General features: G+C 60.8%; 20 protein-coding genes and 3 riboswitches. Of the genes, 13 read left to right on the forward strand and 7 right to left on the reverse strand.

Annotated elements, in window-relative coordinates:
* Positions 1 to 2: 2 nt before the first annotated feature.
* The 3 genes from thiS to thiC are packed head-to-tail and all read right to left on the reverse strand — an operon-like array spanning position 3 to position 3,016.
* On the reverse strand, positions 3 to 200 hold the full coding sequence (gene thiS, locus Q8O80_RS00680; protein WP_305575869.1) for a sulfur carrier protein ThiS: 198 nt from the start codon (positions 198 to 200) through the stop codon (positions 3 to 5).
* Complete coding sequence (locus tag Q8O80_RS00685) at positions 184 to 1,179, reverse strand: FAD-dependent oxidoreductase (RefSeq protein WP_305575872.1); 996 nt, start codon at positions 1,177 to 1,179, stop codon at positions 184 to 186. Before Q8O80_RS00685 ends, thiS begins: the two co-directional genes overlap by 17 nt.
* Before the next feature lie 7 nt (positions 1,180 to 1,186).
* A complete protein-coding gene (gene thiC, locus Q8O80_RS00690; RefSeq protein ID WP_305575874.1) occupies positions 1,187 to 3,016 on the reverse strand; it encodes a phosphomethylpyrimidine synthase ThiC in 1,830 nt (609 codons plus the stop codon).
* 52 nt (positions 3,017 to 3,068) lie between these two features.
* Positions 3,069 to 3,184, reverse strand: a riboswitch (TPP riboswitch).
* A gap of 68 nt (positions 3,185 to 3,252) precedes the next feature.
* Positions 3,253 to 3,432, forward strand: a riboswitch (cobalamin riboswitch).
* A 42-nt stretch (positions 3,433 to 3,474) separates the two neighbouring features.
* On the opposite strand from thiC, the gene bluB reads away from it, so the two are divergent.
* Entirely contained in the window at positions 3,475 to 4,185 is a 711-nt protein-coding gene (gene bluB / locus Q8O80_RS00695; protein ID WP_305575876.1) for a 5,6-dimethylbenzimidazole synthase, read from the forward strand.
* Positions 4,186 to 4,996: 811 nt separating this feature from the next.
* Positions 4,997 to 5,242 (forward strand): PilZ domain-containing protein, encoded by a 246-nt coding sequence (locus Q8O80_RS00700; RefSeq protein ID WP_305575878.1) that lies wholly within the window; start codon positions 4,997 to 4,999, stop codon positions 5,240 to 5,242.
* 353 nt (positions 5,243 to 5,595) lie between these two features.
* On the opposite strand, the gene Q8O80_RS00705 is transcribed toward Q8O80_RS00700, so the two are convergent.
* From Q8O80_RS00705 to Q8O80_RS00715, 3 genes are read right to left on the reverse strand one after another with little or no spacing between them, the layout of a single operon-like run.
* Entirely contained in the window at positions 5,596 to 6,951 is a 1,356-nt protein-coding gene (locus Q8O80_RS00705) for a sensor histidine kinase (RefSeq protein ID WP_305575880.1), read from the reverse strand.
* Positions 6,948 to 7,613 (reverse strand): response regulator transcription factor, encoded by a 666-nt coding sequence (locus Q8O80_RS00710; protein ID WP_305575882.1) that lies wholly within the window; start codon positions 7,611 to 7,613, stop codon positions 6,948 to 6,950. Before Q8O80_RS00710 ends, Q8O80_RS00705 begins: the two co-directional genes overlap by 4 nt.
* Positions 7,614 to 8,063, reverse strand: coding sequence for a PepSY domain-containing protein (locus tag Q8O80_RS00715; protein WP_305575884.1), 450 nt, complete (start codon positions 8,061 to 8,063; stop codon positions 7,614 to 7,616).
* 170 nt (positions 8,064 to 8,233) lie between these two features.
* On the opposite strand from Q8O80_RS00715, the gene Q8O80_RS00720 reads away from it, so the two are divergent.
* The 6 genes from Q8O80_RS00720 (at position 8,234) to queF (ending at position 12,828) form a co-directional block, all read left to right on the forward strand.
* Entirely contained in the window at positions 8,234 to 8,653 is a 420-nt protein-coding gene (locus Q8O80_RS00720; protein ID WP_305575886.1) for a hypothetical protein, read from the forward strand.
* A 184-nt stretch (positions 8,654 to 8,837) separates the two neighbouring features.
* Positions 8,838 to 8,986: riboswitch (FMN riboswitch) on the forward strand.
* Between the two features lie 136 nt (positions 8,987 to 9,122).
* Positions 9,123 to 10,091: a bifunctional diaminohydroxyphosphoribosylaminopyrimidine deaminase/5-amino-6-(5-phosphoribosylamino)uracil reductase RibD gene (gene ribD / locus Q8O80_RS00725; RefSeq protein ID WP_305575888.1), complete on the forward strand. Its 969-nt coding sequence runs from the start codon at positions 9,123 to 9,125 to the stop codon at positions 10,089 to 10,091.
* Positions 10,092 to 10,100: 9 nt separating this feature from the next.
* Entirely contained in the window at positions 10,101 to 10,712 is a 612-nt protein-coding gene (locus Q8O80_RS00730; protein ID WP_305575890.1) for a riboflavin synthase, read from the forward strand.
* Positions 10,688 to 11,887, forward strand: coding sequence for a 3,4-dihydroxy-2-butanone-4-phosphate synthase (ribB, locus tag Q8O80_RS00735; RefSeq protein ID WP_305575892.1), 1,200 nt, complete (start codon positions 10,688 to 10,690; stop codon positions 11,885 to 11,887). Before Q8O80_RS00730 ends, ribB begins: the two co-directional genes overlap by 25 nt.
* Positions 11,888 to 11,896: 9 nt before the next feature.
* Complete coding sequence (gene ribH, locus Q8O80_RS00740; RefSeq protein WP_305575894.1) at positions 11,897 to 12,373, forward strand: 6,7-dimethyl-8-ribityllumazine synthase; 477 nt, start codon at positions 11,897 to 11,899, stop codon at positions 12,371 to 12,373.
* Positions 12,370 to 12,828 carry a preQ(1) synthase gene (gene queF, locus Q8O80_RS00745; RefSeq protein ID WP_305575896.1) on the forward strand — a complete coding sequence of 153 codons (459 nt, stop codon included), beginning with the start codon at positions 12,370 to 12,372 and terminating at the stop codon, positions 12,826 to 12,828. The genes ribH and queF overlap by 4 nt, the downstream gene beginning before the upstream one ends.
* Positions 12,829 to 12,906: 78 nt before the next feature.
* Here the strand turns inward: queF and Q8O80_RS00750 are convergent, their stop codons facing one another.
* Positions 12,907 to 13,548, reverse strand: coding sequence for a hypothetical protein (locus tag Q8O80_RS00750; protein ID WP_305575898.1), 642 nt, complete (start codon positions 13,546 to 13,548; stop codon positions 12,907 to 12,909).
* A gap of 114 nt (positions 13,549 to 13,662) precedes the next feature.
* On the opposite strand from Q8O80_RS00750, the gene Q8O80_RS00755 reads away from it, so the two are divergent.
* From Q8O80_RS00755 to Q8O80_RS00775, 5 genes are all read left to right on the forward strand, one after another.
* Entirely contained in the window at positions 13,663 to 15,222 is a 1,560-nt protein-coding gene (locus Q8O80_RS00755) for an ISL3 family transposase (RefSeq protein WP_305575900.1), read from the forward strand.
* A gap of 168 nt (positions 15,223 to 15,390) precedes the next feature.
* On the forward strand, positions 15,391 to 15,621 hold the full coding sequence (locus Q8O80_RS00760) for a hypothetical protein (protein ID WP_305575902.1): 231 nt from the start codon (positions 15,391 to 15,393) through the stop codon (positions 15,619 to 15,621).
* 324 nt (positions 15,622 to 15,945) lie between these two features.
* Positions 15,946 to 17,049, forward strand: a complete 1,104-nt coding sequence (locus Q8O80_RS00765) for an amidohydrolase family protein (protein WP_305575904.1) — start codon at positions 15,946 to 15,948, stop codon at positions 17,047 to 17,049.
* A gap of 22 nt (positions 17,050 to 17,071) precedes the next feature.
* Positions 17,072 to 18,289 (forward strand): NAD(P)/FAD-dependent oxidoreductase, encoded by a 1,218-nt coding sequence (locus Q8O80_RS00770; RefSeq protein WP_305575906.1) that lies wholly within the window; start codon positions 17,072 to 17,074, stop codon positions 18,287 to 18,289.
* 27 nt (positions 18,290 to 18,316) lie between these two features.
* Positions 18,317 to 19,789 carry an NAD-dependent succinate-semialdehyde dehydrogenase gene (locus tag Q8O80_RS00775; RefSeq protein WP_305575908.1) on the forward strand — a complete coding sequence of 491 codons (1,473 nt, stop codon included), beginning with the start codon at positions 18,317 to 18,319 and terminating at the stop codon, positions 19,787 to 19,789.
* The last annotated feature ends 10 nt before the right edge of the window (positions 19,790 to 19,799 follow it).

Below are 19,799 nucleotides of genomic sequence, written 5' to 3' on the forward strand. Positions count from 1 at the left end.
GTTTAGCCTCCCTGCATGGCGGCGAGCACTTCGACATGGTCGCCATCGGCAAGCGGCGTCGATGGGCGCAGTGCTTTGGGAACGAACCGTCCATTGAGGGCGGTGGCGACGACGGCATCCTTGTAGCCCAGCGCTTCGAGCGCCTCGACAAGCTGGCTGGCGTTCAGATTGTGCTCCGTGCCATTAAGCAGAATGCGCATAGCAAAGCTCCGTATTAAAATGGGGATCAAGCGCCACGTTGGCCGCGATTTGAGCCATGACGGGCGCCATCAGGAAGCCATGGCGAAACAGGCCGTTGACGCGGATCACGCGACCGGCTCGCTCCACCTTGGGCAAATTGTCGGGCAGGGCGGGGCGCAGAGCGGCCCCCTGTTCGAGGATTTCGGCCTCGCCCAGCGTGGGGTGCAAGGCAAAGGCGGCGCCGAGCAATTCGAGCATGGAACGCACGCTGACCGGTCCCTGCGCCTCGCTTTCCAGCATGGTCGCGCCCAGCATGAACACGCCTTCGCCGCGCGGCACGACATATAGCGGCAGGCGAGGATGCAGAAACCGAACTGGGCGGGACAGTTTCAGACTGTGCGAGCGGATCACCACCATCTCCCCGCGCACACCGCGCAAGGCGGGCATGTCGGTGCGCCCGCCAAGGCCGCGGCAATCAAACACGAGATCGCCAGCCGTCGCCTCGGGCACAACTTCGGTTCCCAAGTGGATCGCCACGCCCAGCGATGTCAGCCGTTCCGCCAGCGCGGCCAGAGCAAGTCGCGGATCGAGATGGGCCTCGTCGGAAAAATACAGTGCCTTGCCGAAGCGCTCGGCAAGGTCGGGTTCCAGCGCCGCAATGCCGGCCGGGTCGAGCCAGTCAAAGCCTTCAGTGCGTTTGGCAAAGCGGTTGAGCTCTGCCACATCGCGCGCCGGCGCAACCACCAGCGTGCCTTGCGACACCGTGCCCGGAAAGCGCGCACGCCACCAGGCAATGGACTGGATGCCCAGCCGGCCGATAATGGCCTCGGTCGAGGCCATCTCGCACCACGGCGCGAGCATGCCACCAGCAAGCCAGGAGCAGCTGCCCGGACCGAGCCGGGGATTGCGTTCGAACACCTCGACCGCATGGCCGCGTTCGGCCATGACCAGCGCGGTGGTCAGACCCGCCACGCCGGCCCCGATGACTGCAATGCGCATCGGGCCGCTACGGCTCAAGCCGCACGTAGACATTGGCACCCTGATCGATGAACTCACGTGACTTTTCCGCCATGCCATCCTTGCGGGCGGCCAGGTCACGGATGTCCTGCGTGATCTTCATCGAGCAGAATTTGGGTCCGCACATTGAGCAGAAATGCGCCGACTTGTGTGCGTCCTTGGGCAGGGTCTCGTCGTGGAAGCTGCGCGCGGTGTCCGGGTCAAGCGAGAGATTGAACTGGTCCTGCCATCGGAACTCGAACCGGGCCTTTGACAGCGCATCGTCGCGCAATTGCGCCGCCGGGTGCCCCTTGGCCAGATCGGCCGCGTGCGCGGCGATCTTGTAGGTAATCACGCCGGTCTTGACGTCATCGCGATTGGGCAGGCCGAGATGTTCCTTGGGCGTAACGTAGCAGAGCATGGCGGTGCCAAACCAGCCAATCATCCCTGCGCCGATGGCCGAGGTAATGTGATCGTAGCCCGGTGCAATATCGGTGGTCAGCGGCCCCAGCGTATAGAACGGGGCTTCGCCACATTCATGCAACTGCTTGTCCATGTTCTGCTTGATCTTGTGCATCGGCACATGGCCAGGGCCTTCAATCATCACCTGGCAACCCTTGCTCCAGGCCACCTTGGTCAATTCGCCGAGCGTTTCGAGTTCGGCAAACTGGGCCGCGTCATTAGCGTCGGCAATGGAGCCGGGTCGCAGACCGTCCCCGAGGGAAAACGACACATCATACTTGGCCATGATGTCGCAGATGTCGCCAAAATGCTCGTAGAGAAAGCTCTCCTTGTGGTGCGCCAGACACCAGCTGGCCATGATCGCGCCGCCGCGTGACACGATGCCTGTCACACGATTTGCGGTCAGCGGCACATAGGCCAGCCGAACCCCGGCGTGGATGGTGAAATAGTCAACGCCCTGCTCACACTGTTCGACCAGCGTGTCGGCGAACATCTCCCAATCGAGCTTGGCGGGATCGCCATTGACCTTTTCGAGCGCCTGGTAGATCGGCACCGTGCCGATCGGAACGGGCGAATTGCGGATGATCCACTCGCGGGTGGCGTGGATATTGCGGCCAGTCGACAGGTCCATCACCGTGTCTGCGCCCCAGCGAATGGACCAGACCAGTTTCTCGACCTCTTCCTCGACCGAAGACGACACCGCAGAATTGCCGATATTGGCGTTGATCTTGACCAGGAAATTGCGCCCGATCACCATCGGCTCAATTTCTGGATGGTTGATGTTGGCCGGAAGGATTGCACGGCCGCGGGCAATCTCGTCGCGGACGAATTCCGGGGTGATCATGGGCGGAATGGCGGCACCAAAACTATTGCCATCTGCCAGGCGCGCCTCAGCGCCATCCACCATGCTCTGTCGCCCCAGATTCTCGCGCTCCGCGGCGAAGATCATTTCCCGGGTGATGATGCCAGCGCGGGCATAGTCGAGTTGGGTGGTCCCTCGGCCGGCCTTGGCCCGCAGCGGTGGATTGGCGACGGGGAAACGGGCAACAGCGCGCTGGGGGGACACGTCGCCATCGTCTTCCGGTTTGATGGAGCGGCCTGGATAGGGTTCGACGTCGCCGCGCTCGGCAATCCAGTCTTGCCGCAGGCGCGGCAGGCCGCGCTTGAGGTCGATGGCGATGGCAGGATCGGTATAGGGGCCGGATGTATCGTAGATCCGGAACGCCGGGGCCGCCGGATCGTCAACAGCGACCTCGCGGAATGGCACCCGAACGTCGCTAGCGCGCGCACTAGTGACATAAACTTTGCTGGAAGCCGAAAGCGGCGTGGTGGATACGCCAGTGGCCCCAAGGGCCTTGGTATCGAATGGTTTGTTCACGAAGGGTCTCCATGTTTTCTCGTGAAAACGGAAACCCGGGAAGCAGCTCTGGTGGCGGATAACGATCCCGTCCCTTCGCCGGCATTACCCGGATCAGGTTCAAAGGGTTCGGCCTCGCAGCCATCTCAGACCAGACTCTTTCGAACCTGGACTCCCCTCGGACAGGAGAACAAAGGGCCATCGCCCTGCCAATGTCAAGCAAACGACAGCCGACTTGCAAGTTGTCTGTCGAAGGCGTTACACAAGCCATATCTGGTGCCCGCCGACGCGGGAGAATCGGGAACGCGGTTGTAATCCGCGACGCGCCCAGCGCTGTGCGGGGGACCTTGCGAGTATATGCCACTGGCCGCGGCCGGGAAGGTGCCCGCCGGGGTTGATCCCAAGTCAGAAGACCGGCCAGGTGACCGTTGAAGCTGGTTGGACCCCAGCTCCTGTGTTTTTTGAACAGGGGCAACGCCATGCCGGACGCAATTGATCTGCCTGAATTTCAACCACGCCTTACGACGGGCGAACCGTTCTCCGACGCCGAGCGCGAGGCCGTTTATCGCGCCATCTATAGCCGGCGGGATGTGCGCGGCCAGTTCCGACCCGATGCTGTCGCCGATGACGTGCTGCTGCGAATTCTGGACGCGGCGCACCACGCGCCCTCTGTCGGTTTCATGCAGCCATGGGATTTCCTAGTGGTACGCGACGCCGAAAAGAAACGGCAGGTTGCCGGAATCTTTGCGCGAGCCAATGTGGAGGCAGCGTCGATGTTCCCCAAAGATCGTCAGGACTCTTATCGGGCTCTCAAACTCGAGGGCATCACCAGCGCGCCGGTCAATATCTGCGTGACCTGCGATCGCACGCGCGGCGGTCCGGTCGTGCTGGGCGCCACCCACATGCCTGACATGGACCTGTTCAGTACGGTTTGCGCTGTCCAAAACCTCTGGCTCGCGGCCAGAGCCGAGGGCCTGGGCGTCGGTTGGGTCAGCATTCTAAAGGAAGCCGAGGTCAAGGCGGTCCTGGGGATCCCAGATTCGGTCCGAATGGTCGCCTATCTGTGCGTGGGCAGGGTTGAAAGCTTCTTTGCCACGCCCGAACTGGAGCAGAAGGGTTGGCGGACGCGGGTTCCGCTTGAAGACCTCGTGTTTGAAGATTGTTGGGGTGTGAAAGGTCTGCCTAAATAGCGATTCGGCCTACGAACGTGGCAAGCTAATCTCGAAAGCGTGGGGTACTAGCGAACCAAAAGTTGCGGGGCCATCAAAGCGCACCATTTGAACGGCACCGTCCAGTGAAGCGATTGATGGTGTAAATAGTTATTGAGTATTTTGCTGAAGCAGGCGTCGTTTTACGGGAGCGTGTTTGAATGCCCTCATGGCTCACACTCGCCAAAGACCATCTGGAACGGGCGCGGGCCGTGTTGCCCAAGAGAACTCTACAGAATCGGCCAAATTATTAGGTATCTCGAATTTGTTGGCACTTGGCTTTTTAGAAGACAAGATATCGATATAGTATGATTATAATTATAATATATTTTAGAGTCGCATAAATATGCTGTTCGGTCAATTTGGCGTAAATTCAGAAGAATTGGTTACGCAATGAATTGTTAAATTGCCTTCGGACAATTGACTTAATTGGTACGGAGACTTGTTGTGGGCCGGATTTCTCGGCGTTCGTATACAGCTAGGGGATTAATAATCCTCGCACTCACTGTGACGACTTGGCTTTTGTTCGCAATCGCTTTCGGCTCCGCAATGCTATTGCAAGGGCGCTTTTCGAGTTCTTATAGGGCGCTACACTGGGTTTTCCCCCCGAGTATTAAGGCATACCGGGCACGCTATTCTGGCGCATACGGGGAGCATTGACAGTGCGGGCGGTGCTTTCTGCAACGGATGCTCTCAGTCAGCTGCATTGCAAACGTATTACGTGGCTGTCGCAAGCAAATTTTGACGTTTTGCTGACATCCTGTCTAAGGATCGCCTAGCTCGATTGGGAAGCATGGAAAACGGCATTAGTCAGCGACGGGTGTTATGGGGAGCGCGAGTTGTCTTCAATGACGGCCGCTCAACAATCGACTGCATCGTGCGCAGCATTTCAGAAACGGGCGCCTTGTTGAAGGTGGCGTCGGTTATCGAAATACCAGGCGAGTTCATTCTCGATATCAAAAATCGCGGCCTTTACCAGTGCCGCATAGTTCGTGCTGGTGTCGATGAGATAGGCGTCGAATTTCTACCTACGCCATAAGGTCTGTCGCCTTGGGTGCGACGGCGGCGCGGTTGTGTCCGCCCTAGCGTGCGAGAGGATGGCGTCAGGCGGCGCGATGACGGCTTTACCCCAATTCGACCGGTCTTCAGGGGCCATGGACGTGATACGATCCGCATCGCGATAAGAAGCTAAGTCGCGGATTGCCCCCTTGGTAATCCGGCGCACTTGTACCTCTTGCCGCGGAGCTACTGGACGCCGGAGGTGAGGCGCGAGGTCAGGCGCTTGTCGAACGTCTAGCGGAAATGCGGAAAGCAATACGGGTGGCTGACGGAGCTTGGCACCGTCGTTGAAAACCTTTTGTCCCTGGTCCGAATGGATAGATGTTTTGGCAGTCACCTCTGCTCGCGATTGGCCGTACACGGCATTCGCACCTTTACAGAAAGCCCCCCCAAATCAGCTCGCCCAAGTTCGATGGCACCCCCGTTCATTTCGACGATCTCGAACGCGATGGAAAGCCCGAGACCCGTTCCTTGTCGGGATTCATCAAGGCGATGCCCGCGCCTGCCGAGAGCACTTATCTGCGTGCTGCTAACGCCTGTGCCATCATCGGCAATGTGCAGTTCAGCCCAGCCGGCGCCGCTATGAACGGCAATTTGGACTTTGCTCTTGGCCCACTTGGCGGCATTCTCGACCAGGACACCGACGAGTTCCAGCAAGTCGTTTGCGTCGACGTTAACCGATACGTCCTCATCGATATTCACCGTCCAGGTGACACCGCGTCCAATATGGGCTTGCCTGACTACTCCCACCGTCCGGGAAACGGCCACTCCCAAAGAACTATTTAGTACTTCTGAGGACGTTCGCAGGCGAAGTCTGGCCAGCCTCAGCTGATAGTCGATGCGGTCGGACATTTCCCCCCGGATTTCAACGACGCGCTCGGCGGTCCCTTTGTCCCCCGATCGGCTGAGCTCGTCGGCGATCGACCCGAGCACCTGTAGTGGCGTTTTGAGGCCATGGGCCAGGTCTGCGGCCCGCGTCCGCGCAAATTGGACGGACTTTTCCCGCAGCGACAGCAGTTCGTTGACTTCGGTTACCAGGGGCACGACCTCGGCTGGATAAGGACCGACTAGCTGCTCGTCAGTTCCGCGTCGAACGCGTTCGACGCCTCGCCGCACAAGATCCAGCGGCGCCAGCCCGATACGCACAACAACGATCGCGCCGGCCACGATTGCGGCCCCCAAGGTTGCAAGAGCCAGGATCAAGTCGGATCCGAAATCGGCAATGGTCTGATCCAGGATGCTGCGGTCCTGGGCTACCCAGATGACCAGTTTTTCCATGGTTGGATCGCCAAAATCGATAACCTTGACGACGGCCGCCAAGGTCTGGTTCTCGGGGCCGGCCAATACTGGCATTGCATCTGACGGCGATGGCAGCTCGAGCACGTGATCCCAGAGGGAGCGCGAGCGGGCTATCAAAGAGCCGTCCTCTGTCTTCACCTGCCAATAAACGCCGCTGTAGGGCTGCGCATAGCGCGGATCCGGCAGCGTATGTGGTACCGTCGCTCCGTTCGGACCAATCTCTATCACTGCCACCAACCGTTCGAAGGTGGCTTCGAGATCAGCCCTGGTCTGCCGCTCAACGCTACCTAGAAACAGGTAAAACAGCACCAGGCCGGTCACCACGACGGTCAGAACTACCCATACGGCGGCGCCCACCAGCAGGCGAGTTCGCAGCGAGGAGCTGGTCACGGGTCCGGGCTCTCTACATAATAGCCGAATCCCCGGCGCGTTTTGATGACGTCGGAACCAAGCCGTTTCCGCAAGCGTCCCACTAGCACCTCGACCGAATTGGACTCGCGATCAAAATCCTGACTATAGAGGTGCTCGATGATCTCCATCCGAGGCACGATTTGCCCCCGTCGATACGCCAGTAGCGATAGCAGCCGGTATTCCTGGGGCGGGACGAACACCGCCATACCGTCTCGCATCACCTGCATAAGTCGAGTATCGAGCACGATATCTCCCAACTCTATCCGTGACGAGGCCAGGCCACCAGCACGGCGAAGGATGGCGCGGAGTCGCGCGACGACTTCCTCGATGTGAAATGGCTTTACCACATAGTCGTCAGCGCCGGCTTCCATGCCTTCGACCCGTTCGTCCCATTGCCCGCGCGCAGTCAGGATGAGCACGGGAATGACGCGCTTCGATTTGCGCCAGCGCTTCAAGATGGTCATGCCGTCAAGGGTCGGCAGGCCAAGATCGAGAATGATGGCATCGTAGGGTTCGGTGTCGCCACGGTACCATGCGATTTCCCCGTCATGCTCGATATCGATAAGAAAACCCGCAGCCTGGAGCGCCTCGTCGAGCGAGGCGGCTATTCTGGTGTCGTCTTCAGCAACGAGGATGCGCAATTATTTGATACCAATTTGACTGCCGGCTTTCGCGTCATAGTAGAAGCGCCGCAACAGACCGTCGGTTCCCAGTACTTTGACTTCGTAAACCAGAACGTTGCTAACGTTATACAGCCTCGCGTCAATGACACGGGCGGCCGTGACCTGGCGTAGCCGTTCGAGAATGGATTCGAAGGGCAGCGCTTCAGCGCCAGCCACAGCATCGAGCACAAAGTCCTCATCGGACTGTTTGTTAGCGTCATTGTCCTGGCCACCCCGATCCGCAGCACTTGCCGCGCCGACGTTGCCATCATTCCCCCCGTTGCCGGGGGGCTGGCTGTCGGATTGCGTGGCATTGCCGTTCGCGTGCTCGGCCCCCTGGCTATTGCCGTTGCCCTGCCCGTGCACCGGCCCGCTGCACAGGGCAACCGCAAACGACAAAGCAAACAAAATCTGACGATGGCTGGTCATCGGTTCTCCATGGTCTCAGCTTTAAGGCCCAGAACATGACCGCTGCCTAACGTCCGACGCCACGTGACGGTCATGCGGGCGTCATTAGTGTGCCAGAAGTCGACCGGCGCGCGATTCGATGTCGCGCAGGGCCGTGTCGCACCGTTAACCTAGAAAATCTGGAGATCGAAATGAAGAAGTTCAAATCCTCGACGACCGCCCTGCTATTTGGCGCTGCCACCATGGTGTTCTCGGGCTCGGCCTTTTCTCAGGAACAGGTTCTTGTCACATTCGAGGGCGATCTGGCGACTGAGCTCGGGCTTCTGGATCAGACGATACTCCCACTTCCCTACGATCTGGCCACAAGCGTCTGTGACGAGATCATCGACGGTGCCTGTACGGCGGAAGGATCGACCGACGATTTGATCGCCTTCCTGGAAGAAACCCAGGACGACACCGGCGGCGACGATGAAACGAATTCCGCAAGCGCCTTTGCGCCAGGTCAACTGAAGGAAGAGGGCGAATCTGCCCGGGAATACGCGCCAGGTCAGGTCAAGGAAGAGGGCGAGTCGGCCCGCGAGCATGCGCCGGGACAGCAGGGCCGCAACTAGGACCGCAACGATCATTATACAAGGAGGGCGGCCAGGCTGCCTTCCTTTTCCGAAACTGCCGATGGGTTCGTTGACAGCCGGCTTCGGAGCCGCCCGGTATCGCAAACACACCGTTCAGCAGAGCCTGGCTTGCGCGCGTGGGCCGCGCCAACTATATGGCAGGTGTCAGTCGTTGTGATCTGACAGACGTTCTCAGGGCGGGGTGCGATTCCCCACCGGCGGTGTTTGCGCTTTGGCGCATCAGCCCGCGAGCGCTTGCCTATCAAAGGCAAGGTCAGCAGACTCGGTTCAATTCCGAGGCCGACGGTATAGTCCGGATGGAAGAGAACACATGATCGGGTGACCTCGTTTCCGCTTTCAGGGAACGAGGTGAAGCCTGTCATTTGGCCCTGGGCAGCGTCTTGGTTTAGCAAGACGGTTATGCATGGACAGGGCACAGAGTTCCCCAGTTTGGCCATTATCGAGCAGCGTGATCGCTGCCGCCTTCGGCTATGCGGTTGAGCTGGCCAGCCAATGGCAAGGCGCCACGGCGCCCAATCCTCCCGTCGCCTGCGTCCTGCTCGATGCGTCAGGCGAAACGCTGGCCGCAGCGGCCCATCAGCGGGCCGGTGGACCGCATGCCGAAGCGCTCGCCGTCTCGCAATGCCGTGCCAATGATACGGTCCATCGCATCCATACGGTGGTGGTGACCCTCGAGCCCTGCAATCACACGGGACGAACGCCGGCCTGTACGGGCGTGATACTCCAAACGCCGGCGCGTCACATATGGATTGGGGCCAGAGATCCCAATCCGCTCGTTGCCGGTGGGGGTGGCAACTATCTTGCCCATGCAGGCCGCTCAGGACATGCCCTGGCTGACCTGGACGATCCGGCCGCACCCAAGCTCGCCGAGGCGGTGACCCGCCTGATCGCGCCCTTCGCCAAGCACGTTACCACCGGCAAACCGTGGGTGACGGTCAAGCATGCACTCGATCGCGATGGCAGCATGATTCCACCCGCGGGGCAAAAAACCTTCACCTCTGATGCGTCACTCGATCTGGCGCATCAATTGCGCAAGCGGGCCGACGCGGTCATTACGGGGTCCGGAACTATCCTAGCCGATGCCCCCCAGTTTACCGTCCGAAGGCTGCCAGATTTCCCGGGCAAGCGACGCCATCTGGTCATCCTCGACCGGCGTGGTCGCGTCCCGCCGTCCTATGTCGAGGCGGCGCAGGCTCGCGGCTTCCTGGTGTCGATAGAAGCCGACCTTGCCACTGCGCTGACCGAGCTCGGTCAGGCTGGATGCCTCGAGGTTCTGGTCGAAGCCGGAGCCGAACTCACCCAATCCATACTGACCAGTCCGCTCTGGGACGAACACGTGTTGATACGTCAGCATCCTGATCCCACGGCGGATGACCGTGTCACCGTCCGCTACCGGACCAATTCCGAACCGCATTGAGAGGTATCCATGTTTTCCGGCATCATTGAACGATTGGCTCCCGTGACCGGCGTCAGCCAGCAGGGGCGAACGCGCGTCCTGGTCCTGCAGTCGGGTTGGGATGACCTTTGTCTTGGTGAGAGTGTCGCGATCAACGGGGTTTGCCTGACAGTCACCCATCTCGAGACAGGTGGGGCGGCCACATTCTTCGTCAGCCCGGAAACTACATCCCGCTCGAGCCTGGGTCGGGTCGCCGAAGGCGACCGGGTGAATCTGGAACGCTCCGTGCGCCTGGAAACCCGGCTATCGGGCCACCTTGTCCAGGGCCATGTCGATGGAACCGCGCGTCTGGTCACGGTGACCCCTGAAGAGGGAGCCTTTCGGCTGGAATTGGCGCTGCCTGCAGCGCTGGCCCGCTATTGCGTGGAGAAGGGCTCGATCGCGCTCGACGGCATCAGCCTAACCATCAACAGCGTCAGTCCTGCCGCCGATGGCTCGACCATCATCGGCATCACCATCATTCCCCACACTTGGGAACACACCAACCTGCACGCCGCCTGCTTGGGCGACGAGATCAATGTCGAAGTCGACGTGATTGCGAAATATGTGGAGCGCCTATGTCAACCCTATCCCAAGCCCTAGACCGACTGCGTCAAGGCGGCATGGTGATCCTCGTCGATGACGAGGACCGCGAAAACGAAGGTGACCTGGTCGTCGCTGCCGAGTTTGCGACCCCTGAGGCCGTCAATTTCATGGCGATTCATGGGCGCGGTCTCATCTGTCTGGCTTTGACCGGGCAACAGGTGGACCGCCTGCAGCTGCCGGCCATGACCACGGCCAACAGAGCTCGCCGATCGACCGCGTTCACGGTTACGATCGAGGCGCGAGATGGCATTACCACCGGCATTTCTGCCTATGATCGATCCCGGACGATAATGGCCGCCACGAACCCCGGGGCTGAAGCTGCGGACGTGGTGTCGCCAGGGCACGTCTTTCCGCTTCGGGCGGCCGAAGGCGGCGTTCTTGTCAGGAACGGTCATACCGAAGGGGCTATCGACTTAATGCGCCTCGCCGGGCTTCAACCCGCAGCCGCTATCTGTGAAGTCATGCGCGATGACGGCGAGATGGCCAGGCGCCCCGATCTCGAACTGTTCGCCGCCCAACACGACCTGCCCATCCTGTCCATCAGCGATCTCGTCGCATATCGCTGCAAGACCGAGGTGCTGGTCGAGCAAGTGGCTTCGGCCGATTTGCCATCGGCCTTTTCCGGCGATGCGATGCGGGTGCATGCGTTTCGTAGCCTGCTGGACGGCACGGAACATCTGGCGATGGTCAAGGCGCCCATGTCCGGCGTGCCGCTCGTGCGGGTTCACTCGGAATGCCTGACGGGGGACGCTCTGGGCTCGCTGCGGTGTGATTGCGGCGCCCAGCTCCAGGAGTCGCTGCGCATGATCGGCGAGTCAGGCGGCGTCCTGATCTATTTGCGAGGCCAGGAGGGCCGCGGCATTGGTCTCGCCAACAAGATCCGCGCTTACGCCCTGCAGGATAAAGGCCGCGATACCGTCGAGGCCAATACCGATCTTGGCTTTGCAGCCGATGCCCGCGACTACGCCATCGCCGCCCAGATCCTTCGGGCCCTTGATGTCGTTACCATCACCCTGCTGACCAACAATCCGCAAAAGGCCGAGACGCTTCGGGCCAACGGCATTGACGTGCGAGAGCAGCAGTCCCTGATCATCGCCCCCAATCCGTTCAACCTGCGCTACCTGCAAACCAAGCGCGAGAAGTTGGGCCACACCCTCACCCATCAAAACTGAAAGCTGGATATGACCGATACCAATGCTTCCCCTGAACTCCGGATCGCCATCGTGGTGAGCCGGTTCAACGCAGACGTCACCAACGGACTGTTCTCTGGTGCCCGTGCCAGCCTTGCCGAGCATGGCGTCGACTTGTCAGAAAGTGACGTCTATTCCGCGCCCGGCGCCTTCGAAATTCCCCTGATTGCGCAGACCCTCGCGAGGACCGGCAAATATGACGGCGTGGTCTGTCTGGGTTGCGTCATCAAGGGCGATACTGCCCATTTCGAATACATCAGCCAGGCGGCCAGTACCGGTTTGATGACCGCCTCGTTGGCGACGGGCGTGCCGCTGACCTTCGGCATCCTGACGACCTATACCGACGAACAGGCAATCGTGCGCAGCCGTGACGATGCCCACAACAAGGGCCGCGAGGCCACGCTCGCCTGCCTCGAGGCGATCCAGACCCTTGCCGCCGTTAACCAGCACTCAGGTGTCACGCGATGATCTGCCTGCCAGACAATCTCCAACTCGGCGCTTCGAGCATCATACCGGCCAACCCCGAAGAGGCGCGGTTGGATCGTGTGCCCAATCCCCAATCTGATGTCCACTACGTGACGCGATTTACGGCGCCCGAGTTCACCTCGCTCTGCCCGGTCACCGGACAGCCGGACTTTGCTCATATCGTTATCGACTTCGTTCCCAATCAATGGCTGGTGGAATCCAAGTCGCTTAAACTTTACCTCACCTCGTTCCGCAACCACGGGGCATTTCATGAAGATTGCACCGTGGCGATCGGACGCCGAGTCGCCGAGCTGATTGAACCGCACTGGATGCGGATTGGCGGTTACTGGTACCCGCGCGGTGGAATTCCGATCGACGTTTTCTGGCAATATGGGACGCTGCCGCCCAATATGTGGGTGCCCGAGCAAGGCGTTCCAACCTATCGCGGACGAGGCTAGAGGTCCCCAACGCTAGACTTTATCGCCAAGCGGATCCGGCCAATTGCTTGACGTGGGGCCTCGGGGCGTTGGCCAAGTTCAGAACGACTGGTGGAAGCCGATGGCAGTGCCCGCGGCCGAGGCACCCTTGATATGGCCAGCATCGAGCCGGTATTGCAGGCCGACCTGCAGATGACCCGCTTGCAGGGGAACCTTATAATTGACGCTGAGGTCTAGCTCTCTGCCGCCCGGAGCAAGGTCGGCACTCGCCTGCCGATGCTCGATCGTTCCATCGGCGGCGCGAGCGACGGGCAGTTGAAGTCCCATCGTACCGTTCTCTATCCGCAAGGGCTGCGCTATCGAAAAGCCCACCTGGTCGTTGACGCCGAAGACAGTGTTCATTCTCGCGCCAACCTCGAAGCCAGAAAATTGGACGTCTGACAGCGACGTCACCAGGCCGGACGTCGAACCGGTCGGCCTGGCCAGACCATATTCCAGCGGGCCAAACACCTCGAAACCGGGCGCTACCATCTGATCAACGCCCAGATGTGCCGTTCCGGTGGCGCTACCGCCACCCAATCCGAACGTCGTGTTCTGCCCCAAGCCCAGCAGGCTGCCCTGTTCGCCAAGATAGCTGACGCCGAGACTGACCCGGCTGGCCTCGCCGCCCCAGGCGACATTGATGCCGGTACCGGCAACGCCGTTCTCTAGGCCCCCCGCGCCTTGTCCAGCAAAGCCCATGGCGGTGATCGGCGCCGGATAAGAACCCCCAATCGGCGTCCAATAGGGGCTCTGACTCACTCTCGATGATATTTGATGGCGAGGTGGTGCTGTTTTCCAAGAGGAATCAGCACCATGGCGATGAATATGCGGATTTCGTCCTTGATCCCGGCTGGACTGGTCGTCGAGAGCGTAACCGAGATAGAAGATGGCATCATAGTTTTGGCGCGGGCGGCGGAACCTGAGAGGCCTTGCCCGCTGTGCGGAATTCGCTCAAGACGCATTCATAGCCGCTATGTCCGGACCGTTTCCGACCTGCCTTGTGCCGGCCGTCGGGTTGAACTTCGCTTTATGGCCAGACGTTTCGTTTGCGGTGCGCCATTCTGCCGGCGGAAGATCTTTGCTGAGCGCTTTGCCGATGACGTTGTAGCAGAGCGCTCACGACGGTCGTCGCGGCTGGAGTGCATAGTCCATCATCTCGGGGTGGCACTTGGAGGACGGCCGGCGGCAAGCTTGGCCCGGCGGCTGATGGTGCCCGTCAGCAACGATACGCTGCTCAGGGTGGTACGGCGCCGGGCCCGCCAGCCAACTCAGATTCTGAAGGTTGTGGGCATCGATTACTGGGCCTGGCGCAAGAACCATCGGTACGGTTCCATCGTCTGCGACCTAGAGCGGCGGCGGATCATAGCACTGTTGCCCGATCGGGAAATCGCCACCGTGGCTGCCTGGCTCGCCGATCATCCGGAAATCGACATCGTCTCCCGTGATCGCGGTGGTGGCTATGGCGCTGCTGCAGCAAGGGCGCTGCCCCAAGCAATCCAGGTTGCCGACCGCTGGCACTTGATGGAAAATGCCAGTGCTGCTTTTACCGATTCCGTGCGCAAGTCCATGCGCTTGATCCGGGCCGCAATTGGCGCCGCCACTACAATCAACCCCGAACTGCTGACCTCGGCCGAAAGGCTGCAATATGATGGCTATGTCCGGCGCGAGGAGATGAGCACGGCGATCCTCAAGCTTGCCGGCGAGGGTATTGCGATCAAGCAGATCGTCCGACTGACCGGCCACAGCCGGAAACTCGTGCGGCAGGTCATCCGCGGTCAACCCAACGAGATATTCCGGGTCCGACAGAGTTCGCTGGAACCTTGGTTGCTCTGGCTGGACGAGCAATGGCGTTCAGGCTGCTGCAACGGTGCCGAGCTGTGGCGCCAGCTGAGGGGAAAAGGCTTCCAGGGCTCCCTGCGCGTTGTGGGTGAATGGACAACGCGTCGCCGGAGAGCCGAGATGACCTCAGATCGGCAGTTGCACAGGGTGCCGTCCGCAAGAACCATCGCGCGGTTGATGACCACCGCCCGCGATCATCTGAGCAAGGCAGAAACCGTCACTGTCGCCGCCATCGAGACCGGCGTTCCAATGCTTGCAGAGGCGCGTCGGATCGTCGACGACTTCCACGTTATGATCCACAAGAAGGATGTCGCCCAGCTCGATCCGTGGATCGCCGAGGCCAGCCCCAGCCTGATCGCCTCCTTTGCCAAGGGTGTCACCAATGACAAAGCCGCCATCCGCGCGGCGATCACCCAGCAATGGTCCAACGGCCAGGTCGAAGGGCAGATCAACAAGCTCAAGCTCGTTAAACGTCAGATGTACGGCCGCGCCAAGCTTGACCTGCTCCAGGCCAGACTTATGGGAGCGACATGATCCTGCGATCATCGAATGTGCGTCAGAGCCCTTATCCGGCGCCGATTGACACCATTATCGCTCCAACTTGGAAAATCGTGACGAACGGCGCTGTGATCGACCGGGAGATGAAGCGCGGATATGGTTCGTGCAACACTAACTTGATTTGTTTTTCGGCAAGGCGTCGCCGTGCCCAATTACAAGGACGGCGCGATCGAAGCAGGATTTGCACTCGGTCCCGAAGACATGCATGGCATTTACCAAACCATCCGACGCAAAGTTCGCGCGCGGGAGCTGCTCCTGCATTCGCTAATCCCCGATGAAACCAACAGACGCGTTCTCGTCAACAGCACCAAAATCTCGCTCGAAATAACCCGTCGATGGCTTGCTTCTCAGTGGCAATCAACATGGGTCGCGTGATGTTCGTCGATTGCTCATCACCAGTTCGGGATCGCGAAGAATGGAGAGTGCAGTGGCCTGTCTCGCCCCAGACGGGCCGCATTGGTTCGCTGCAATGACCGGCGCAAGTTCTTCCGCAGAGCGCTTTTATGTTCTTTGCGTCCCGCGGTCAAAGAATGTAGCCATCTGGGCGGCTTGACATATCGTAATCTTGTCATACAAGAGAGCTCTGGTTTTTACGAGGGGGTCCATGTGCGGGCGGCAGTTGTCAATTTGGGGTGCATCGTAAGCGGCGACTGGCGCAGGCCATTAATTGTCGGCGACAGCATCGTGATGCAGGATGGTTTGATTCAGAGCGTTGGCACCGTCGATGCTGCCGCGCTCGCTTCCTGCGATGTGGTGGTCGATGCCGGCGGAGCAACAGCCATGCCGGGGCTGATCGACTCGCATGTCCACATCACCTTCGGCGACTACACACCGCGCCAAAAGACCGTGGGCTATCTCGAAAGCTATCTCCATGGCGGTGTTACCACATCGATCAGCGCCTCGGAGGTCCATGTCCCTGGCCGCCCGACCGATCCGGTGGGGGTCAAGGCACTGGCGATCGCGGCGCAGCGGTGTTTTGCCCATTACCGCCCTGGTGGCATGAGGGTGTGGGCGGGGTCGGTGATCCTTGAGCCCGGCCTTACCGAGTCCGACTTCGCCGAACTTGCGTCTGCCGGCGTCTGGCTTGCCAAGGCCGGTTTCGGGGCCTTTGCCGACCCAATGGAATATAAGCCGCTCGTCGCGATGGCACGAGCCTATGGCATGATCACCACCATGCATACGGGTGGCGCGTCGATCCCCGGATCGTCGCCAATCAATGGTGAGCACGTATTGGCGGTTGATCCGCATGTGTCCTTCCACATCAATGGCGGACCGGTCGCCATGCCGGATGGGCATTTCGAGCGCGTTGTGACCGAGAGCCAGGTGGCACTGCAGCTTTGCACGGCTGGAAATCTGCGGACGGCGCTGTTGTGCACGCGCCAGGCGCTGGCGCACGATCAGTTCGACCGGCTGCTGATCGCGACCGACACCCCTACCGGCTCGGGCATCATGCCGTTGGGCATGTTCTATACCATCACCCATCTGTCGAGCCTGCTCGATTTGCCGCCCGAAATGGTGATTGGCGCGGCGACGGGCAACAACGCCCGCGTTTATGGCCGCAATTCCGGCTTCCTCGAACCCGGCAAGGATGCCGACCTGGTGCTGATCGATGCGCCGCTTGGCGGTACGCAGGGCACCGCGCTGGGCGCACTGCGCCATGGCGATCCGGTGGCCGTGGGCGCCGTGTTCAGCGAGGGCGTGCCGCGCTTCGTCGGGCGCAGCCGCAATACTCCCGCACCCACGCGCGCCATCCGCGTCGCCGAGAACCGCCTGCCGCGCGACTTTAGCGGCGCTGCACACTAACCCAATTCCAAGGAGAAAGCCCATGTCCGACAAGAATCGCGTGATCATCAGTGGCGGTGGCCCGGTGGGACTCATCTGTGCGCTGAGCCTGGCGCGACGGGGCGTGCCGGTCACGGTGTTGGAGCGCTTTTCGAGCCTGCAGGAAGACCCGCGCGCGGCCACGACTCATCCGGCAACGCTGGAACTTCTGGGGGAACTAGGGCTCGAAGAGGAGGTGCGTGCGGCCGGTCTCGTGTCGCCGATCTTCCAGTTCTGGGATCGCCCCAGCGGCGAACTCGTCGCCGAGTTTGATCATGCGCTGATCGCCGATGAAACGGCCTATCCTTATGTGGTGCAGTGCGAGCAGTTCAAGACGGCGCAGATCGTGCTCAAGCATCTGCAAGACGAGCCTTTCGCCGAAGTGCTGTTCGACCATGATGTGGTGAGCTTTGTCGCGCATGACGACCGCGTTGAGGTGACAGTCAAGACGCCTGATGGACAGCGCCAGTTCGAGGGCCGATATTTGGTGGGAGCCGATGGTGGACGATCGACGGTGCGCAAGGGCGCCAATATCGAGTTCGACGGCTTCACATGGGCCGAGCAGTTTCTGGTACTCAGCACGCCCTTCGACTTCGCAGCCAATCGCGGCTATAGCTTCCGCAGCTATTTTGCCGACCCGGATGAATGGTGCAATTGCTTCAAGGTGGCGGCCGACGGCCCGCCGGGCCTTTGGCGCACCGTGTTTCCCACGTCGCCCGACCAGACCGACGCCGAGCTCCTGTCCGATGAGGCGGTGCATGCGCGGCTGCAGCGGTTCTTTCCCAAGGACGGCGGCTATGAGATCGTGCATCGAAACCTCTATCGCGTGCACCAGCGCGTGGCCAAGACCTTCCGGCAGGGAAGGATCCTGCTCGCCGGCGACGCCGCGCACGTCAATAACCCGATCGGCGGCATGGGGCTCAATGGCGGCATTCAGGACGCGGTCAATCTGGGTGAGAAACTGGCGCGCGTCTGGCACGGCGCGTCCGACGCGCTGCTCGATCTTTACGACTTGCAGCGCCGCAGCCTGACCGTCGAGTTCGTGCAGGCGCAAACCATTCAGAACAAGAAACGCCTGGAAGCCAAGGACCCCGAAGCCCGCAAGGCCAATCTGGACGAGTTGCGCCGCATCGCGGCCGACCCGGTCAGCGCCAAGGACTATCTCATGCGCGCTTCCATGCTGGAGGCCAACCGTAAGCTCGCCGACCTGCAGGCAGCTTGATCGGCATTCCCAACGAAAGAAACGAAATTGCAGCAAGATTTCCGCGACAGCCCGCTGTTTCGCCAGCAGCTCTATATCGCCGGCTCCTGGGTCGATGCCCAGTCCGGCAAGACGCTGGAGGTTGAGGACCCGGCGACCGGCAAGGTGATCGGCACCATTCCCAATGCCGGCGCCGCCGAAACACGGCAAGCAATCGAAGCCGCGCACGAGGCGTTCAAAAGCTTCAGCCGTACGACGGCCGGCGAACGGGCCGAGATGCTGCGGCGCCTACACCAGCTCATTCTCGACAATCGCGATGAGCTGGCGGGTATCCTGACGCTGGAACAGGGCAAGCCTTTGGCAGAGGCCAAGAGCGAGATCAGCATGAGCGCCGCCTACGTGCTGTGGTTTGCCGAGGAAGCACGCCGCGTCTATGGCGAGATCATTCCCTCGCCCTGGCGCGAGCGGCGCCTGCTGGCGACGCGCCAGCCGATCGGCGTCGTCGGCGCCATCACGCCGTGGAACTTTCCATCCTCAATGCTGGCGCGCAAGATTGCGCCCGCATTGGCAGCAGGGTGCACCATCGTCTGTAAGCCGGCAACGCAAACGCCCTATTCGGGTCTCGCCTGGGGCGAGCTCTGCGCCCGGGCGGGTTTCCCACCAGGCGTTGTCAATGTGATCACTGGCTCAGCGCGCGAGATCGGCGGCGAACTCACTTCCAATCCGCTGGTGCGTAAAATCACCTTCACCGGCTCCACCGAGGTCGGCAAAGTGCTGCTCGGCCAGGCTGCCGAGACCGTCAAGAAGGTGTCGATGGAGCTCGGCGGCAATGCGCCCTTCATCGTTTTTGACGACGCCGATATCGATCGCGCGGTGCAAGGTGGTATTGACGCTAAATTTCGCAACACCGGACAGACCTGCGTCTGCGCCAACCGCTTCTATGTTCAGGCCGGTGTCTACGACACGTTCGTTACAAGACTATCGGCAGCGGTGGAGCGATTACGCATCGGTGCGGGTGTCGAAGACGGAGTGGAACTGGGGCCGCTAATTGACGCCGATTCTGTCGATAAGGTGGAAGAGTTGCTGACCGACGCCGTCGCCAAGGGCGGGCGGGTGATGACCGGTGGCCAACGGCACCCGTTGGGTGGCAATTTTTTCGAGCCCACCGTCGTCGCGGACGCTACTTCGAGCATGCGCTTTTCGCGCGAGGAGATTTTCGGGCCGCTGGCTCCGGTGTTCCGCTTCGAGACCGAAGAAGAAGCCATTCAGCTCGCCAACGATACCGAATACGGGCTCGCCTGCTACTTTTATACCCGAGACCTGGGTCGCGCCTTCCGGGTGTCGGAAGCGCTCGATTACGGCATTGTGGGCGTCAATGAGGGGCTCGTGACCACTGAGGTCGCGCCCTTTGGTGGGGTCAAGGAATCCGGCATGGGCCGGGAAGGATCGCGCCACGGTATCGAGGACTACCTCGAGATGAAATACGTCTGCATGGGCGGTCTGGGTTTTCCAGTCGCCTGATGATCCGAAC

It is taken from the genome of Devosia sp., assembly GCF_030689745.1.
GTDB classification, from domain to species: domain Bacteria; phylum Pseudomonadota; class Alphaproteobacteria; order Rhizobiales; family Devosiaceae; genus Devosia; species Devosia alba.